15 protein-coding genes are annotated in these 16269 nt (G+C 69.6%); 7 read left to right on the top strand and 8 right to left on the bottom strand.

Annotated features, from left to right (window positions below; all coding sequences use genetic code 11):
* Positions 1-47: 47 nt before the first annotated feature.
* The 3 genes from E6C64_RS08780 to E6C64_RS08770 all read right to left on the bottom strand — a co-directional run bounded on the left by E6C64_RS08780 (position 48) and on the right by E6C64_RS08770 (position 2863).
* Positions 48-1373 (bottom strand): MFS transporter, encoded by a 1326-nt coding sequence (locus tag E6C64_RS08780; RefSeq protein ID WP_136427079.1) that lies wholly within the window; start codon positions 1371-1373, stop codon positions 48-50.
* A gap of 25 nt (positions 1374-1398) precedes the next feature.
* The gene (locus E6C64_RS08775; RefSeq protein ID WP_158437783.1) at positions 1399-1821 is read right to left on the bottom strand and encodes a MarR family winged helix-turn-helix transcriptional regulator; all 423 of its coding nucleotides are present in this window, start codon (positions 1819-1821) and stop codon (positions 1399-1401) included.
* Positions 1822-2020: 199 nt separating this feature from the next.
* Positions 2021-2863 (bottom strand): RDD family protein, encoded by an 843-nt coding sequence (locus E6C64_RS08770; protein WP_136427077.1) that lies wholly within the window; start codon positions 2861-2863, stop codon positions 2021-2023.
* A 16-nt stretch (positions 2864-2879) separates the two neighbouring features.
* On the opposite strand from E6C64_RS08770, the gene E6C64_RS08765 reads away from it, so the two are divergent.
* Positions 2880-3875, top strand: coding sequence for a stage II sporulation protein M (locus tag E6C64_RS08765; protein ID WP_136427203.1), 996 nt, complete (start codon positions 2880-2882; stop codon positions 3873-3875).
* Positions 3875-4132 (top strand): hypothetical protein, encoded by a 258-nt coding sequence (locus E6C64_RS08760; protein ID WP_136427076.1) that lies wholly within the window; start codon positions 3875-3877, stop codon positions 4130-4132. The genes E6C64_RS08765 and E6C64_RS08760 overlap by 1 nt, the downstream gene beginning before the upstream one ends.
* Positions 4133-4333: 201 nt before the next feature.
* Here the strand turns inward: E6C64_RS08760 and E6C64_RS08755 are convergent, their stop codons facing one another.
* From E6C64_RS08755 to E6C64_RS08735, 5 genes are all read right to left on the bottom strand, one after another.
* Complete coding sequence (locus tag E6C64_RS08755) at positions 4334-5665, bottom strand: DUF58 domain-containing protein (protein WP_136427075.1); 1332 nt, start codon at positions 5663-5665, stop codon at positions 4334-4336.
* Positions 5666-5815: 150 nt separating this feature from the next.
* Positions 5816-6769 (bottom strand): AAA family ATPase, encoded by a 954-nt coding sequence (locus tag E6C64_RS08750; RefSeq protein WP_136427074.1) that lies wholly within the window; start codon positions 6767-6769, stop codon positions 5816-5818.
* Between the two features lie 169 nt (positions 6770-6938).
* Positions 6939-8207 (bottom strand): DUF4350 domain-containing protein, encoded by a 1269-nt coding sequence (locus E6C64_RS08745; RefSeq protein WP_158437782.1) that lies wholly within the window; start codon positions 8205-8207, stop codon positions 6939-6941.
* Positions 8204-8647, bottom strand: coding sequence for a DUF4129 domain-containing protein (locus E6C64_RS08740; protein WP_233255520.1), 444 nt, complete (start codon positions 8645-8647; stop codon positions 8204-8206). Before E6C64_RS08740 ends, E6C64_RS08745 begins: the two co-directional genes overlap by 4 nt.
* A 194-nt stretch (positions 8648-8841) precedes the next feature.
* Positions 8842-10164 (bottom strand): hypothetical protein, encoded by a 1323-nt coding sequence (locus tag E6C64_RS08735; protein WP_136427072.1) that lies wholly within the window; start codon positions 10162-10164, stop codon positions 8842-8844.
* Positions 10165-10373: 209 nt separating this feature from the next.
* On the opposite strand from E6C64_RS08735, the gene mtrA reads away from it, so the two are divergent.
* From mtrA to hpf, 5 genes are all read left to right on the top strand, one after another.
* Positions 10374-11069, top strand: a complete 696-nt coding sequence (gene mtrA / locus E6C64_RS08730; RefSeq protein ID WP_136427071.1) for an MtrAB system response regulator MtrA — start codon at positions 10374-10376, stop codon at positions 11067-11069.
* A 13-nt stretch (positions 11070-11082) separates the two neighbouring features.
* On the top strand, positions 11083-12732 hold the full coding sequence (gene mtrB / locus E6C64_RS08725; RefSeq protein ID WP_136427070.1) for an MtrAB system histidine kinase MtrB: 1650 nt from the start codon (positions 11083-11085) through the stop codon (positions 12730-12732).
* Complete coding sequence (locus E6C64_RS08720; RefSeq protein WP_136427069.1) at positions 12729-14444, top strand: LpqB family beta-propeller domain-containing protein; 1716 nt, start codon at positions 12729-12731, stop codon at positions 14442-14444. Before mtrB ends, E6C64_RS08720 begins: the two co-directional genes overlap by 4 nt.
* Before the next feature lie 111 nt (positions 14445-14555).
* A complete protein-coding gene (locus E6C64_RS08715; RefSeq protein WP_136427068.1) occupies positions 14556-15305 on the top strand; it encodes a ComF family protein in 750 nt (249 codons plus the stop codon).
* A gap of 124 nt (positions 15306-15429) precedes the next feature.
* Positions 15430-16233, top strand: a complete 804-nt coding sequence (hpf, locus tag E6C64_RS08710; protein ID WP_136427067.1) for a ribosome hibernation-promoting factor, HPF/YfiA family — start codon at positions 15430-15432, stop codon at positions 16231-16233.
* The last annotated feature ends 36 nt before the right edge of the window (positions 16234-16269 follow it).

Here is a 16269-nt window from a genome sequence, read left to right as displayed (position 1 = left end):
GGCCGGTTGCCCATTCATCGATCGCTCGGTGCTCGCCTTCGGCCGGATCAGGGGACTACGGCATGCTCGTCCTCGGCGACCGGAGCTTCGGCGACCGTCGTGACAGCGGGCGCGGCGCTGGCCTTCGATCCGACGGGCTGATCCGTTGCCGGTCCGCCCGAGTCCTCCGCATGCCGACGGCGCATCACGAACCAGACGATCCCGATCCCGAGTGCCGCGAATCCTGACAGGGCCGCGACGCCGAGCGCCCACCGGGGTCCGAGCGTGTCTGCGATACCTCCGACGATCGGTGCTCCGACGAACGTGGTGCCGGCGAAGATCGCCATGTAGATCGACATGACCCGTCCGCGCATGATGGGCGCCGTGGACGTCTGCACGAATGCGTTCGCGCTCGTCGAGAACGTCAACGAGAAGAGGCCGACGAACACCAGGGCGATCGCAAAGGTGGCGTAGCTCGGAACGAGGGCGGCGATCAGGATGGTGACAGCGAAGCCTCCTGCCGCCGCGACGACCACGGCGACCCGAGGCCGCTCGCGACGTGCGCTGAGCAGCGCGCCGGCGACCGAGCCGACCGCGAGTGCTGAGAGAAGGAAGCCGAAGCCGTCGGCATCGGTGCCGAACTCGATGCTCGCCATCGTGCTGGTGAAGATCGGGAAGTTGAACCCGAAGGTGCCGACGAGGAAGGTCATCATCAGCACGACGACGAGGTCGGAGCGGCCACGGATGTACCGGATCCCCTCGCGGATCTGTCCACGAGCGCGTGGGGCCTTCGCCACGACCCGCAGCTCGTCGGTGCGGAGTCGCCACAGGGCGAGAAGCACGAAGGCGAAGGTCGCGCCGTTGATGACGAACACCCAGCCCGCGCCGAGCGCGGCGACCGAGACGCCCGCGATGGCCGGCCCGATGAGGCGAGCGGAGTTGAAGGACGCCGAGTTCAGCGCGATCGCGTTCGGCAGCGATTTCGCGGGCACCAGTTCGCCGACGAAGGTCTGGCGAGCGGGATTGTCGAATGCCGTCACCACGCCGAGCAGGAATGCGAAGACGAAGACCATCCAGAGCTGGGCGAGGCCGGACAGGACGAGGGCGCCGAGTCCGACGGCCAGCACGGCCTGGGCCGTCTGCGTGATGACGAGCAGCTTCCGCCCATTGATCCGGTCTACGAGCACTCCGGCGAATGGTGCGATGAAGAGGAGCGGGCCGAACTGCAGAGCCATCGTGATTCCGACGGCGATCGCGTTGTGGTCGCTCAGTTCGGTCAGGACGATCCAGTCCTGCGCCGTGCGCTGCATCCACGCGCCGATGTTGGAGAGAAGTGCCCCCGCGAACCAGAGCCGGTAGTTCGCCCAGCTGAGCGACGCGAACATCGCCTTCATCCGTTCACCTCCACTGACCACACGCTCACGAATCGGCCAGCTTCCGCAGGATGTCGCGGACGTCGCGAAGCTGGGCGCGCTCGACTTCGGTCAGCACATCGAGATGGGCGCTGAACCACTCTGCGCGCAGCCGCTTCGTCTCGGCGATGAGGTCGCGGGCGGCGGGTGTCAGGTCGACGAGCACCTTGCGGGCGTCATCGGGGGAGGGGGTGCGCAGGATGTGCCCACGATCCTCGAGCGAATTGAGAGTGCGGTTCATCGATGGGGGGCTGACCTTCTCGAGATCCGCAAGCCGTCCGGGCGTCGTCGGACCTTCCCGGGTGATGCGCATCATTGTCGCGAGCTGGGTGTCCGTGACGTCGGCGTCTCCGCGATTCGCCCGGATCCGCCGTGCGACCTTCTGGATGAGCATTCGCAGCTCGTTGTCGTCAGGATCGATCGTCGTCATCTCGATCATTAGCCTAGCTCATTAGCGACGCTAATGAACCGCCATATGCCTGACGCGGATGGTGGATTCCGCACGCCATCCCCATACGGTCGCTCGGGCACCCTTCGGGCGCCGCTCGCGACCTATGACACGGAGAAGCCTGTCGCTGCGCGCCATGCTGACCCCGTGCGCGCACACTCGGCCGGAACGCAGGAAGAGGTCAGCGGTTCGGGAAGCCGTGGGGGTTGCCGGTCAGGACCGGATCCAGGCGGGCCAGACGGTCCCGCTCCAGGGCGTACCCGGTTGCCTCGCGCTCGCGGCGGAGGACCGCGACGGCGGCGAGGAAGAGCTCCGGCTCCAGCTCGGCCGGCAGGGGCGACACCCATGGTGACGCCTCGGCCGCGAGGTCGGCGGCGATCCGGCCGCGCGAGTAGGGCGTCATCCGACCCGCCTGACCGAGGAACGCGGCGATCCGCCGGGAGAGCCGATCCGGCAGGCGGCCGACATCGGCGAGCCGCGACCATTCCTGCAGCGATTCGGGGACACCCCAGATCGGCTCGATCGTCTTGGGCACCCGCTCCTGCTGCGAATAGGTTCCGGCCAGCAGATCGCCCAGCCGCTTGGCACGCGGATTGAGCAGTGAGACGAGCAGCGCCAGCCCGCCCGCCGTGAACCAGAACTCCAGCACTCCCGTCAGCGCGCGCACGAATGCGTGGCGGAAGCCGATCGCACCCCCGTCGTCGCGCACGATCCGCACGCCGACCGCGAGCTTGCCGAGCGACAGCCCGCCGGTGACCAGCTCGACCACGGTCGGCACGATGATCAGCACGGTCACGATGATCGTGATCGCCAGCGCCGCCAGCAGAGCGTTGTCGAAGTTGAACTGCACGACGAATCCGATGCCCGTGAAGAAGGCGAGCAGCACCAGTCCGGCGGCGACGATGTCGATGAGGGCGCCCGCGGCTCGCAGGATCACGCTCGCCGGTCGCACGTCGAGCGCGACCGCCTCGCCGACGATCACCTCGTCATCGGCGATCGAGGGGCCGTCCAGACGATCGGGCATGCCTATCATCGTAAGCGTGGACCTCGACGCGTACACCGCTGCGCATCGCGAGGAGTGGGATCGCCTGGCCGCCCTCGCACGGCGGCGCGACCTGCACGGCGCAGAGGCCGACGAGCTCATCGAGCGCTATCAGGCAGGAGCGACCAATCTCTCCGCCATCAAGACCACGGCCGGGTCGACGCTGATCGGCGATCGGCTGTCCGTCACCCTGTCCCGCGCACGGCTGCGGTTCACCGGAGTCGGCGGCAACCTCCTGCGCACCCTGCCCCTGTTCTTCGCCGGCCAGCTGCCCGCTGCGCTCTACCGGATCCGCTGGATCACGGCCGCCGTCGCCGCCGTCACTGTGATCGTCGCCTTTATCTGGGGATTCTGGATCGCCAGCGATCCGCGGGTGCTCGCCGCACTGGGCCAGAACACCGATCTGCAGGCATTCGTGAACAACGACTTCACCGACTACTACAGCGAGAATCCTGCGGCGTCGTTCGCCGGTCAGGTCTGGACGAACAATGCCTGGATCGCCGCGCAGTGCGTGGCCTTCGGGATCACCGGGGTATGGGTGCCCTATGTGGTGCTGTCCAACGCGCAGAACGTCGGCACCGCCGGCGGCGTGATGTTCGCCTACGACAAGGGCGACACCTTCTTCCAGTACATCCTTCCGCACGGCCTGCTCGAGCTGACGGCGGTGTTCGTCGCGGCGGCTGCAGGGCTGCGCATCTTCTGGGCGTGGATCGCGCCGGGCGGTCGCACCCGAGGACGCGCGCTCGCGGAGGATGCGCGCGCACTGTTCTCGGTCGCCATCGGACTGGTGATCGTGCTGTTCGTCTCGGGCATCATCGAGGGCTTCGTCACCCCTCAGCCGTGGCCCTGGCAGATCAAGGTCGCGATCGGCGCCCTCGCGCTCGGAGCGTTCCTCTTCTACATGATCGTCATCGGCGGGCGGGCCTACCGAGCTGGGCAGACGGGCGACATCGACGAGTTCGAATCCGGCGCGCGACAGTTGACGGCCGGCTGATGGTCGATCCGCAGATGCACGTGCACTCCGCGCAGCAGGCGGGTCCCGCGGGGGTCGATCCCACCGGCGAGCAGCTGGTCGAGCTCGGGGACCTCGAGGTGCTGCAGGACGTCGAGACGGTCGACAGGCCCAAGGCCGAGGGATGGGTCCTCGCGCTGTCGATCACCGCGTTCGCCGTCGGGGGAGTTTCGCTCGCCACCGTCATCTCCCTCGGGCTGGGCGCGATCCTGGATATCGCCGGCCTCCTCGCCCGATAGGGCTGAGGCCGAGCGGATCGGCTTCTCGGGGACTCGCTCGGCCACCTTTCCTACCGACGGCACGGGTTGTAAACCTGGCCCACGGTACGAAAGGTGGCCGAGTGGGATCCAAAGGTGGCCGACGGTACGAAAGGTGGCCGAGAGAGATTGAAAGGTGACCGACGGTAGGAAAGGCGGCCGGCTGCTGCGACGCGTTCGCGACTACAGGCGGCCGGCGGCCTTCAGGGCCAGGTAGCGGTCGGCGAGCGCCGGGGGCAGGTCTGCGGGTGCGCCGGTGACGACCTCTGCGCCCAGCTGGCGGATGGCGGCGGCGACGCGCTCGCCGTCCAGCAGCGATCGCTCGGCGGCGGCGGCCCGGTAGACCTCCTCGCGATCGCCGCGCTGACCTGTGCTCGCGAGGATCTCCGGATCGACGACCGATGCCACGACCACGACGTGCCGACGGGTCAGCTGGGGGAGCATCGACAGCAGTGCCCTCGAGGCGCCCGCCGACTCGATGGACGTCAGGATCACCACCAGCGAGCGCTGCGAGCTGATCGATCGGACCTGAGAGGGAACGGCCGTCCAGTCGGTCTCGATCAGATCGGGCTCGAGGGGCGCCATCGCATCGACCATCCGGGACAGCAGCTCCGCGCCGACCGCTCCCTGCACGCGGGCGCGCACTCGGCGGTCGTACGAGAACATGTCGACCCGGTCGCCGGCGCGGGTGGCCAGGGCGGCGAGCAGCAGCGACGCCTCGAAGGCCGTGTCGAGCCGCGTCTCGTCCTGGACTCGCGCGGCCGAGGTGCGTCCTGAGTCGATCACGATTACCACCCGGCGATCGCGTTCGGGGCGCCAGGTGCGCACCATCACCTGCTGGGCCGATCCGTCCGGTCCGCTGCTGCGCCGAGCGGTCGCGCGCCAGTCGATCGAGCGCACGTCGTCGCCGCGGACGTACTCGCGGATGGAGTCGAACTCCGTGCCCTGTCCGCGCACCATCACACTCGTCCGACCGTCGAGCTCGCGGAGTCGCGTCAGCCGGGACGGCAGGTGCCGTCGAGAGTTGAACGGCGGCAGCACGCGCACGGCTCCCGGCGCGGAGAGGGTCGCCTGGCGGGCCCAGAGTCCGAGGGGTCCGTTCGAGCGCACGGTCACCTGCGATGTGCGGCGCTCGCCGCGGCGGAACGGGACGAGGGTGAAGTCGGCCGCGCGCCGCTCGCCCGCGGGGATCGTCATCGGGAAGCGCGTGCGGTTGGCGCCAGCGGACGGCTGCCAGGCGTCGCGGACCAGCCCGCGGAGGGTGCGGGATCCGTTGTTCGTGACGAGCAGCCGGGCGTCCGCGCTCTCGCCGAGTCGGATCCGCGAGGGAAGGGTGCGCTCGACGCCGACCGTGCGGGGTGACGCGGCGAAAGCGAGATCGAGGACGCCGAGCAGGATGCTGACCAGGAGCCAGATCGCGAGCGAGGCACCTCCCGCGTCGAACAGCACTCCGAACGCGAGCACCGGCACGATGCCGATGAGCACGAAGAGCACGAATCTGCCGGTGACCGCCATCAGCGCGCTTCGGCGGTCGACGCGACGTTCGGGTGCCGAGCGTTCGACGACGGCAGCCGGTCTCGAGACGCGCCCGGCAGGCGCTCCTCGACCGACGAACAGGAGGAAGCGCCGGCGGTCGCCGCTTTCATGAGGATGGACGGCATCGGATCAGATCGGGACGCGGACCTGGGCGAGGATCGAGCGCAGGATCGCATCGACCGACACACCCTCGAGCTCGGCCTCGGGGCGGAGAGCGAGGCGGTGACGGAACACCGGCAGCGCCATCTCCTGGATGTGGTCGGGTGTCACGCTCTCGAAGCCCTGCAGCCACGCCCATGCCTTGGATGCGGCGAGCAGGGCGGTCGTGCCACGCGGCGAGACGCCCAGCTTGACCGACGGCGAGCTGCGAGTCGCGCGCGCGAGGTCGACCGCGTAGCCGATCACATCGTCCGAGGCGCCGACGGCCGAGACCGCCTTCTGCGCCGCGGCGAGTTCGGCGGGACCGAGGACCGCCGTGACGCCGGCGGCGTCCAGATTGCGCGGATCGAAGCCACGAGCGTGCCGCCGGAGGACCTCGAACTCTGTGTCGCGCGGCGGCAGGTCGAGCACGAGCTTGAGCAGGAACCGATCGAGCTGCGCCTCCGGCAGCGTGTAGGTGCCCTCGTACTCGATCGGGTTCATCGTGGCGGCGACCATGAAGGGCGTCGGCAGCGGCAGCGTGCGACCGTCGACCGAGACCTGACGCTCCTCCATCGCCTCGAGCAGTGCGGACTGCGTCTTCGGAGGCGTGCGGTTGATCTCGTCGGCGAGCAGGATGTTAGTGAAGACAGGTCCCTCGCGGAACACGAAGCCCGCGGACGAGGGCTCGTAGACGACCGATCCGGTGACATCGCCCGGCATAAGGTCGGGGGTGAACTGGACGCGCTTGGTGTCGAGCTGCAGCGTGTGGCTGAGCGTGCGCACCAGCAGCGTCTTCGCGACACCGGGCACGCCCTCGAGCAGCACGTGCCCGCGGGCGAGCAGCGCGATGATCATCCCGGTGACGGCGCCGTCCTGGCCCACCACCGCCTTGCCGACCTCGGTGCGCACGCGCTCGAGCTGCTGACGGAGTTCGACGCTCATGTAGTCATTCTTTCGTTCTCGGGGAGTGTCACGGATCAGGTCTTTGATCCCGGATCAGGTGAAAATCGCCTGATCCGTGTTCGAAATCGCAGAATCGCCTGATTCGTGAGAATCACCTGATCCGTGGAAGTGGACGGGAGGGGAGAGGACGCGGGGAGGCGGCGGCGGATCACGAAGGCCCCAGAGGGCTGGTCGCCCGGCGGACGGCGCGCTCCAGGCGGAGCAGCTCGTCGCTCATCCGGACCAGGTCGGCGTCGGTGGCCGGCTCGAGGTCGCGCAGCAGGGCGCGAAGGATCGACGCCGGCTCGCCGAGCAGGGCGGCTGTCGCATCGACGACCTCGTCGACCGACGAGGTGCGCGAGAGATTGAGCATGGTGGCCACTCGACCGATGGTGCCGATCCGGAGGTTGTCGAGCGCCCGGCCCCGCGACGACGATCTCTGATAGAGCCGCGCCCGACCCTCCATCGTCTCGCGGGAGCGGACGACCACGGGCAGGTTCTCGATGACCAGAGGCCCGAGGCGCCGACCTCGCCAGACCGCCGCGGCGACGAACACCACGATCAGCAGCAGCAGGATCGGGGTGACCCACTCCGGCGTCAGGTCGGCCACGGTCGGAACGTCCTCGCCGCCGGCCAGATCGCCCAGCCCGGGCAGGTACCAGATGAGCTGATCCGTCTCGCCGAGCAGACTGAGCGCCAGCGACGCATTGCCCGATCGGGTGATCTGCTCGTTCGTGAACGGCTCGGAGTCGGGCAGCACCGTCACGGTCGTGGAGCCGGCGGTCAGCTGGGCCAGCAGGTAGCGCCCGGAATCATCGGGGAAGCAGAACTGGGTCTGCGATGAGTCGGAGTCATCCAGCGGCTGGACGCTCATGCTGCCCACCGTGACACTGCCCGCGCGCTGCGCCGCGGGAACCGAGCACGCGGCCGCGAGGGAGGACGCGTCGCTTCCGACGTCCGGGGACCCGGCCGTCGCGACATCCGGCGCGAAGACGTCGAGCAGATCCGCGGTCGGCTCGACGAGCACGATCCGATCCGCGACGCCCTGCAGCTCCGCCGCGGACTGCGACGTGAGGAAGGCGTTGGTGTCGTAGAGCATCAGCGTGGTGTCGGCGGGATCGGCCGCGAGCTCCGTGACCTCGTCGGCCGAACCGGCCGCCGTGACGGTGACGCCCTGCTGCCTCAGCACCTCCGCGAGCGCGCGGCCGCCCGTCGGGCCGGCGTTGTCCGCGCCGAATCGATCGGTCGGCGTGACCCCGCCCGCCGCGATCGTGCTGATGATGCCCACCACGATCGCGATGGCGCCGAAGACGATCCAGAAGGAGGCGCGGCGGAAGGCCTGCCGCGGTGATGCCGACGCCGCGTTGTCGGACGAGCCGGACGTCACCGACACCGTGGGCGCCGTCGCGGTCGCCGTCCCGCCGTCGAACAGGCTCACCTCGCGGCCTCGAGAGCGCTGGGACGGGCCGTCGACAGCGTGCGGTCGAGGTCCAGAAGCCGCTCGTACTGCTCGCGCGTTCCGGTCCGGCCGAGATACCGGACGTCGTCGAAGTCCTCGGCGGATGACGCCAGCCTGGCCGCCTCCGCCGGGAACGCGATTCCCGCTCGCCGCGCGAATCCACGGGCTGTGGTGCCGGGGGAGACCTCCACGATGGTGCGCTCGGCGAGGCCGCGCGCGATCGCTCGATACAGCTCCTCGAGGGCGAGGGTGAAGTCGCCCGCCGCGGCAGCCTGTTCGGCCGAGCGGCGCAGCTCCGCCGAGCCGCGGGCGTCGTCCTCACCGAACAGCTCGGCAGCGACCCCGCTCCGGCGGCTGAGTCGAGGCCGTCCGAAGATGAAGAAGGCGGCCACGATGATGCCGGTGATGAGGATCACCACGAGCACCAGTCCGATGGCGCCCTGCGCCTGTCCCGCACTCCTCAGCAGCGAGTTGAACCAGTCGGAGATCGCCTGGGCCGCCAGGTCGAACGGGGTCGGCTTTGCCGCCTGGTAGACCTGTTTGCTCAGCTCGTCGGTGAGCCACTGCCTGCCCTGGTCGCCATCCGGTTCGAGCGGAACGGCGACCGGTGCGATCAGGCGAACTCCCGCGTGAGCGGGGCGTACGGGTCGGCGGGTGTACCGGCCGCCGAGGGGTCGGAGTAGCCGGTGCTGCTCCCCGCGCTGTTCGCTGTGCTCGAGCCGGTCTGCTCGACGTGGCGCTGGAGCACGAGGTCGAGGCCTTCCTTGCGCATCCGGAGGTCGATGTAGATGAGCGAGACGAGGGCCGCCTGCACGAGGGCGCCCACCGTGCCGATCAGCAGGCTGACGACGGTGGACAGCACGTAGACGACGATGATGACGGCGATGGCAGCGCCGCTGCTGCCGGTCGGATCGATGATCAGGCCGACGAACTGGAGCAGTCCCAAGGGGATGCTGATCAGGTAGGACGCCAGGTAGATGATCGCCGCGGTGAGCAGCTGGGCACCGAGCGTGCGCCAGAAGTAGCCGGTCGTCAGCGCCCACGAGCGGCGGGCGGCGGGCAGCGCCTTGGAGCGCTCGAGCACGATGATGCTGGGGGTGATCGAGAACTTGACGAACAGCCAGACACCGAGCACGATCGCGCCGAGGGCGAGGAGGATCGTGACTCCGATGCTGATCGCGAGGCCGACGCCGCCGATCGCCACACCGATGAGCACGATGCCGGTGAGCACGAGCAGCGCGATGATCACGGCGACGGACAGCAGCAGCGTCCAGCGCACGAGCGCCCAGAACGAGGGCTTCACGCGCTGCCAGAGCTGGCGCAGGCTCTGCTTCTGGCCGAGGACGGCGAGCGACATGTCCACGACGACGACGCCCTGGATGAAGGCGGAGACGACGAGGTTCAGCAGGAGGTAGCCGATCGCGGCGATGATGCTCGCTGCGATGGATCCGGCGATCAGCGGGTTCTGGTCGGGATCCGTGTAGTCGGTGATCCGATTGAAGCCTCCGAAGAACACCGCGACGCCGATCAGCCCGATGAGCACGAGCAGGCCGACCTGCAGCAGGAGAGCGAAGCCGAGCACGCCGCGAGAGTGACGCAGGTAGCGGAAGGGTGCGGCCAGCAGGGCGCCGAATCCGAGCGGACGCAGCGGGACGATGCCGGGCTTGGGCGGTGGGGTCCAGCCCACCGGCGCGCTGGGGAGGACCGGAGCCGCGTACGTCTGAGCATCGGAGGCGGCCGGGGCGCCGTAGCCGGCGGTCGGCGCGCCATAGCCGGTCGGCGGCGCGAACTGCCCGTAGCGCGGCTGCTCGGGAGCGGATGCGCCGGGCGGGTCGGCCGGCGCAGTCGCGCCGGATCCCTCGCGCCCGCTCTCGGACGAACTGTCCGACGAGCCGCCGGGAGCCTGCCAGCCGTTGCCGTCGCCCGCGTTGGTCATGGCCCAATCGTGTCACATGCGCTCCTGCCGACGCAGGGAACGGGCGCAGGGTGGGATGCTCGCTCCGTCCGACGGCCGTCGGGCGGACTCGCGCGCTGATCAGGGACGACGTCGCGGCACCACCAGGCGCGCCGCGGACGCTCCGGCGGAAGATCCCCGGCCCGGCCCTCCGTGCCGGCACAGGTCTCGCGGACTACAATCGGCACAGCATGACCGATCCCGCCGCCCCGCCCGCCCGTGTACTCGTCGTCGATGACGACACGGCGCTCGCCGAGATGATCGGAATCGTCCTGCGCACCGAGGGCATCGAGCCGAGCTTCTGCGCCGACGGGTCCCGCGCGCTGGGAGTGTTCCGCGACGTCCGCCCCGACCTCGTCCTGCTCGACCTCATGCTGCCCGGCATCGACGGCATCCACGTCTGCGAGCAGATCCGCGCCGAATCCGGCACTCCGATCATCATGCTGACCGCGAAGTCCGAGACCTCCGACGTGGTGCGCGGCCTCGAGTCCGGCGCCGACGACTACATCGTCAAGCCGTTCAACCCCAAGGAGCTGGTCGCCCGCATCCGCGCCCGGCTGCGTCCGTACTCCAGCGACAGCGGGATGCTCAAGGTCGGCGACCTGGTCGTGGACTCGGCCGGACACGAGGTCCGTCGTGGCGGCGAGCGTATCGGCCTCACCCCTCTCGAGTTCGACCTGCTGCTCGCGCTGGCCAGCAAGCCCTCGCAGGTCTTCACCCGCGAGATGCTGCTCGAGCAGGTCTGGGGCTACCACTACAAGGCGGACACCCGCCTGGTCAACGTGCACGTGCAGCGCCTGCGCGCCAAGGTCGAAGAGGACCCCGAGAACCCGCGCATCGTCATGACGGTCCGCGGAGTCGGCTATCGCGCCGGCGCTCCCGCCTGATCCACCCCGCGCCATGACTATCCCGCCGAGCTCCGCCGGGCTGTCCCGGATCCCGCTCGGCATCCGACTCTCGGCCCTCACCCGACTGCCTCGAACCGTGGGGTCGGCGATCGCCTCCGCGTTCCGGCGCTCCCTCGAGGTGCGGATCGTCGCGATCACCGTGGCGCTGTCCGCGATCGCGCTCCTCGCGACCGGCACGTACATGTCGTACACGATCGGCAACGGCCTGTTCCAGGCGCGCGTCGATCAGGTGCGGGCGGAATCGGATCGCGCCGTCGACGCCGCGCAGAGCCTGTTCGACTCCACCACCGCGGCCGACGGCAGCGCGCTGTCGGTGCTCCAGCTGCAGGTGCTCACCCAGGTCGAGTCCATCGCAACCTCCAACGCAGGCATCGCGCTGCAGCGCGCCCCCGGCACCCAGGTCAACTTCGCCGTACCCAATGTGTCCACCCGGGGCACCGCCACCCTGCTCAGCGACGAGCTGCAGGACGAGGTGTCGACGGGGCAGGACGACCAGTACTACCAGTCGGTCAGCATCCCCGCAGCCGGCGCTCCGCATCCCGGGCTGATCGTCGGATCGACGGTCAACGTCCCGACTCAGGGCACCTACCAGCTCTATCTGCTCTACGACCTCGCCGACGTCCAGCAGTCCCTCTCCTTCGTGCAGAACACGCTGCTGATCGGCGGACTCGCGCTCATCATGCTCATCGCAGGCGTCACCTGGATCGTCGTCCAGTCGGTCATCGCACCCATCCGGGTCGCTGCGGAGACCAGCCGCAAACTCGCGGCCGGACAGCTCGAAGAGCGAATCCCCGAGCGCGGCGAGGACGTGATCGCCACCCTGGCGAGGTCGTTCAACGGGATGGCGGACAGCCTGCAGCGCCAGATCGTGCAGCTGGCCGGGCTCTCCCAGGTGCAGCAGCGCTTCGTCTCCGACGTGTCGCATGAGCTCAGGACCCCGCTGACCACCATCCGGCTCGCCGGCGACGTGCTCTACGACAATCGCGGCGACTTCGATCCGACCAGTGCCCGCACCGCCGAGCTGCTGCACACCCAGGTCGAGCGCTTCGAGTCGCTGCTGTCCGACCTCCTGGAGATCAGCCGCTACGACGCGCGCGCCGCCGACATCGAGCTCGCGCCCGTCAACCTCGTGCACCTCGCCGAAGAGGCGATCGCCACCGTCGAGACCCTCGCCGACCGCAAGGGATCGGTGGTCGAGCTGGTGGCTCCGGGTGGGCACTTCGAGGCGGAGATGGATGCGCGGCGGATCCGTCGGATCGTGCGCAACCTGTTGGGCAACGCCATCGAGCACGGCGAGGGCAAGCCGATCACCGTCACCATCGACAGCAATGCCACGGCCGTCGCGATCGCCGTCCGCGACCATGGCATCGGCATGACCCGTGCTGACGCGGACCGGGTGTTCGACCGCTTCTGGCGCGCCGACCCGTCCCGTCAGCGGACCACCGGCGGCACGGGCCTCGGCCTCGCGATCTCCCTCGAGGACGCCACCCTGCACGCGGGCTGGCTCAACGTCTGGTCGGCCGAAGGACGCGGCTCCTGCTTCCGACTCACCCTGCCGCGCTCGCCGCGCGCGCCCATCGAGTCGTCCCCGCTGCCGCTCCCGCCCGACGACGCGCCCCACGCACCGGAGGACGCACGATGAGCGACCGACCGATCTGCCGACCGATCCGCCGCTCGCGAGGACGCACCCGCATGCTCACCCTGATCGGCGGGCTGCTCGCCGGTGCGATCGCACTCTCGGGCTGCGCCACGATCCCGCTCAGTGGATCGGTCCAGGCCGGCAATCGTGCCGACGCCGAGGCTCCCCCCTCCACCGTCTTCAGCCCGAGCGGACCGACCGACGGGGCGGCCGCCACCGAGATCGTCGAGGGGTTCATCGCGGCCGGCACCGGCCCGCAGGACAACTACAAGGTCGCCCGCCAGTACCTGAGCGCCGCATTCGCGACGACCTGGGATCCGTCCGCCTCCGTCCTCGTGCACCAGCAGGCCACCACCGTGCTCGAGAGCGAAGGAGAGGTCCACCTCGTGGTGCCCGCCGTCGCCTCGGTCGACTCCACCGGCCGCTACACCGAGCTCGCCGAGGGCGACCCGTTCGACCTCGGCTTCACCCTGGTGCAGGAGGACGGCCAGTGGCGGATCAGCGATGCGCCCGACGGCGTCGTGCTGCTGCGCCAGCAGTTCGAGACCCTCTTCGCCCAGCGCGCGCTCTACTTCTACGACTCCTCGTACAACTATCTCGTGCCCGACCTGCGCTGGTTCCCCTCTACCGCCGACTCGCCCACGCGCATCGTCGAGGCGCTGCTCGCGGGGCCTGCCGCCCCGCTGCTGAAATCGGTGTTCTCCGCGTTCCCCCCGGGTACCCGGCTCGCCCGGCAGTCCGTGCCGACCACCGGAGGGATCGCGGACGTCGAGCTCAACGACGTCGTCGCGACCGCCGATTCCATCACCCAGCAGCGGATGAAGCTGCAGCTCGCCAGCTCCCTGGAGGGCGGCTCAATCGCCTCCGTCCGGATCAACGTGGACGGTCGCAACGTGGCGATCCCCGAGTTCGGCGAGGGCGGGCCCGTCCTGGAGCCACTCGTCAACGCGCGACCGCTCGTGCTGAGCAACGGGACCTTCGGCCTGGTCGGGGGCTCGACCACCACCTCGCTCGGGCCGATCGGCGAGGCGATCGCCGGACTTCAGCCGATCGCGGTGACCATGCCGACCAGCTTCGACAGCGCGGCGGTGCTGACTCCGAGCGGCGTGCAGGCGGTCAGCGCGACCGGTGCGGCGGCGCTCGTCGATGATCGAGCCGATCTGATCGCACCCGGTCTCGACGGCGGCGGCATCGTCTGGAGCGTCCCATCGACCGACCCCGCCAACCTGCGGGCCGTCACGCTGGAGGGTGTTGCGACCCCGATCGAGGTGCCATGGACTGACGCGACCGCGATCCGATCGATGGCGGTCTCGCGGGACAGCACCCGACTGCTTGTTCTCCTCGACATCGGCGGAGCGTCGGTGCTGCGGGTCTACGGCATCATCCGGGACGAGCAGGGCTCGCCCTTCACCCTCTCCGATGACGCCTACGAGCTCGTGCTGCCCGCAGGGACCGGAATCACGACCACGTGGGTGGACGAGTCATCGGTGGCCACCCTGGTGCGGGTGGGGGAGGCGGACTACCGAGTGATCCTCCAAGACATCGGCGGCCCGAGCACCGCTCTTCCGCGGCTCACCGACGCCGTCTCGGTGGTGGGCGGCAACGGCCAGAACGGCTTGCGAGTGCTGACCCAGTCGGGCGATGTCGAGGTGCTGCGCGGAACGAACTGGCAGGCGACGGTGAGCGGCGTGCAGCTGCTCGCGACCCAGCGCTGAGCCCGATCCGCCTCGACGACGGCGTTCGTCCCCAGGCGCGCTCCGGGACGAGTTCCGCACAGATCCGACCGACGGCCCCTTCCGCCGTGCTTCCGAGCGCATCCTCTCCCCATGCGCCCGCCTGACACCGCCGCCGCCTGGCGCATCGCCCTCGGTGCGCTGCTCGATGCTGTCGCGCTCGTGCTGCCCGTGGACTGCAGCGGCTGCGGAGCGCCCGACCGCGCCGTCTGCACGGTCTGCGCCGCAGCGCTCGTCCAGCCGCTGCTGCACCGGCGGATCGGAACGATCGACGTTGTCAGTGCCGCGGCCTATGACGGGGTCGTGGCCGCGATCGTCGTGGCGTTCAAGGACTCCGGCCGAACGGATGCCGCGCACGCCATCGGCGGCGCGCTCCGCTGGGCGGTGAGCGGAGCGCTCGCCATCGCGGCCGACTGCGAGTGGCCGATCGAGCTCACCCCGATGCCGAGCTCACGTGCCGCCATCCGCCGACGCGGCTATCGACCGGTCCAGCTCGCACTGCACGCAGCCCGTCTGCCGTCCTCGCCCACCCTCCGCGTCGTCCGATCGGTCCGCGATCAGGCATCCCTCTCGGCGGAGGAGCGCCACCGCAACCTCGTCGGAAGCATGGCTGCCCGCGCCGATCTGTCGGGTCGAGCCTTCATCCTGGTGGACGACGTGCTCACGACGGGCGCCAGCATCACTGAGGCTTCCCGGGCGATCCGAGCTGCAGGCGGGTGCGTGCTGGGCGCCGCCACCGTCGCCTCGACAGCTCTGCACCGCGCCCCCGTCGGCCGCCCCAATAGGGGCGTGTTGAGGGATCCCCAGGTCCTGCCCAGTGACAGTGGCGAGACGCCGGACTAGGTTCAGGGAAAGGCGTTCCAGATCGCCCGTCCTCGACGAAGATCAGCTCGCTCGCACAGAAAGCGGACCCAAATCACGCGTCGGGGGACCGTTCGGGCGAGCGCTTCGATCGCGGGAGGTCAGCATGGACATAACCATCACCGGACGTGGGGCCGGGATCACCGATCGGTTCCGAGACCATGTCGAGGACAAGGCTGCCAAGGTGGAGCAGCTCGCCGAACGGGCCCTGGCGTTGGAGATCCGGCTCTGCCGGCATCACGAGACCAACGGCACGGCGGGCGACGACCGCGTCGAGCTGACCCTGATCGGTCCCGGACCGGTGGTGCGCGCCGAAGCGGGCGCGAATGACAAGTACGCGGCGTTCGACTTCGCCTTTGACAAGCTGATGGAACGGCTGCGCCGGGCGAAGGATCGGCGCAAGGTCCATCGCGGCCAGCACCGGCCCACGACGATGCGGTCGGTGGACCATCGAGACTTCCGACTCGTCGACGTCGAACCCGCGGACGCGGAAGTCCTGCGCCGGGTCGACGCGCAGACGGGATCGATCAGCGACTCCGCACGGCAGACCACCATCGGCCGTACCGTCGAGGAGCCACCCGTGCTCACGGCCGCCATGGATCTGTCCTCGTTGAACGCCGAGCAGTACGCGGCGCTGCACACCGACGACGGCGCCCCCGTCGACGACTACGACTATTCGCCCGTCGTGATCCGGCACAAGGTGTTCGCCTCCACGCCGATGACCGTCGACGACGCCCTCTATTACATGGAGCTCGTCGGGCACGACTTCTACCTCTTCATCGATTCCGAGAGCGACCGCCCCAGCGTCGTCTACCGGCGCAAGGGCTGGGACTACGGTGTCATCCACCTCGACGCCGCAGCCGACGAGCTGCAGGAAGTGGCCACCGCGGCCCGCGCCCTGCGCCGCTAGGTCTGCCCCTCGTTGGTCGAGTAGGCGCGCCAGCGC

This window comes from Naasia lichenicola (assembly GCF_004801885.1).
GTDB lineage: Bacteria > Actinomycetota > Actinomycetes > Actinomycetales > Microbacteriaceae > Naasia > Naasia lichenicola.
Note: the sequence above shows the minus strand (reverse complement) of the source record. Positions and strands in the feature narration are given on the sequence as shown.

Excerpts from the sequence above, each read along its gene's own strand:
- E6C64_RS08780 (WP_136427079.1), bottom strand. The coding sequence starts at position 1,373 with ATGAAGGCGATGTTCGCGTCGCTCAGCTGGGCGAACTACCGGCTCTGG.
- E6C64_RS08775 (WP_158437783.1), bottom strand. The coding sequence starts at position 1,821 with ATGACGACGATCGATCCTGACGACAACGAGCTGCGAATGCTCATCCAG.
- E6C64_RS08770 (WP_136427077.1), bottom strand. The coding sequence starts at position 2,863 with ATGCCCGATCGTCTGGACGGCCCCTCGATCGCCGATGACGAGGTGATC.
- E6C64_RS08760 (WP_136427076.1), top strand. The coding sequence starts at position 3,875 with ATGGTCGATCCGCAGATGCACGTGCACTCCGCGCAGCAGGCGGGTCCC.
- E6C64_RS08755 (WP_136427075.1), bottom strand. The coding sequence starts at position 5,665 with ATGGCGGTCACCGGCAGATTCGTGCTCTTCGTGCTCATCGGCATCGTG.
- E6C64_RS08750 (WP_136427074.1), bottom strand. The coding sequence starts at position 6,769 with ATGAGCGTCGAACTCCGTCAGCAGCTCGAGCGCGTGCGCACCGAGGTC.
- E6C64_RS08735 (WP_136427072.1), bottom strand. The coding sequence starts at position 10,164 with ATGACCAACGCGGGCGACGGCAACGGCTGGCAGGCTCCCGGCGGCTCG.
- mtrA (WP_136427071.1), top strand. The coding sequence starts at position 10,374 with ATGACCGATCCCGCCGCCCCGCCCGCCCGTGTACTCGTCGTCGATGAC.
- mtrB (WP_136427070.1), top strand. The coding sequence starts at position 11,083 with ATGACTATCCCGCCGAGCTCCGCCGGGCTGTCCCGGATCCCGCTCGGC.
- E6C64_RS08720 (WP_136427069.1), top strand. The coding sequence starts at position 12,729 with ATGAGCGACCGACCGATCTGCCGACCGATCCGCCGCTCGCGAGGACGC.
- E6C64_RS08715 (WP_136427068.1), top strand. The coding sequence starts at position 14,556 with ATGCGCCCGCCTGACACCGCCGCCGCCTGGCGCATCGCCCTCGGTGCG.
- hpf (WP_136427067.1), top strand. The coding sequence starts at position 15,430 with ATGGACATAACCATCACCGGACGTGGGGCCGGGATCACCGATCGGTTC.